Here is a 795-nt window from a genome sequence, read left to right as displayed (position 1 = left end):
TCAAGACCATAAAGTAAAAAAAATAGTTGTTCAAAAACCTTGACAAAGTTTAGCTCCATTTTAAAAAGGGAAAAAATTACGGTTCGATGATTTTGTGATTTTAGATTTGGATCACTAATTATCGAAGGATAATACCAATATCCATAAGATTGGTATGGGTATATCCGGTTTTAATCAAACCGCCATATTTTTTAAAAAATGAGTTTGAATCATTATTTTTCAAGTATTTTGAAATTTTTTGTGATGATATGGGAAAATTTTCAATTATTGCACCAGCATGTTTTGTATTTCCATCTATACCATCTGTTCCTAATGAAGCAAATACCACATCATCACGTGAGTTTTGAAGTTTTTGCAAAATTCGTAGGACCAGTTCCTGATTTCTTCCACCTTTCCCAATACCAATTACTCTGACAGTTGTTTCTCCACCAAAAATAACAAAAGAATTTTTTTTCTTTGGAATTAATTTAACGAGTTTTTTAGAGGCTAATTCTATATTTCCAGAAATTGAAAAAATTTTTGTAGTAAAACCTAATTGTTTTGCCTTTTTTGCCATTTCTTTGAGGCAATCATTATTTGTAGAAATGACCTGATTAGTAATTTTTGATCTTTTAGGCGTCCCTTTAATTTTACCAAGTGCGCCAGCATTGAAACGTTTTAAGATGTTTTTAGGAATTTTATGAGATAAATTGTATTTCATAATAATTTTTTTAGCATCCTGGAATGTGGTTCTATCAAAATAGGTACATCCTGATGAAATAGAAGATAAATCATTATCGTGTACATCTGACATTA

At 29.4% G+C, this 795-nt stretch carries 1 protein-coding gene; it reads right to left on the bottom strand.

Going from position 1 to position 795, the window contains the following annotated elements; all coding sequences use genetic code 11:
- Positions 1 to 118: 118 nt before the first annotated feature.
- Positions 119 to 795: MOFRL family protein (locus V3W49_RS22650; RefSeq protein WP_500148197.1), on the bottom strand; the 677-nt coding region annotated here is incomplete at its 5' end.

The sequence above is a fragment of the Rosenbergiella sp. YN46 genome (assembly GCF_036620675.1).
Lineage (GTDB): Bacteria > Pseudomonadota > Gammaproteobacteria > Enterobacterales > Enterobacteriaceae > Jejubacter.
Note: the sequence above shows the minus strand (reverse complement) of the source record. Positions and strands in the feature narration are given on the sequence as shown.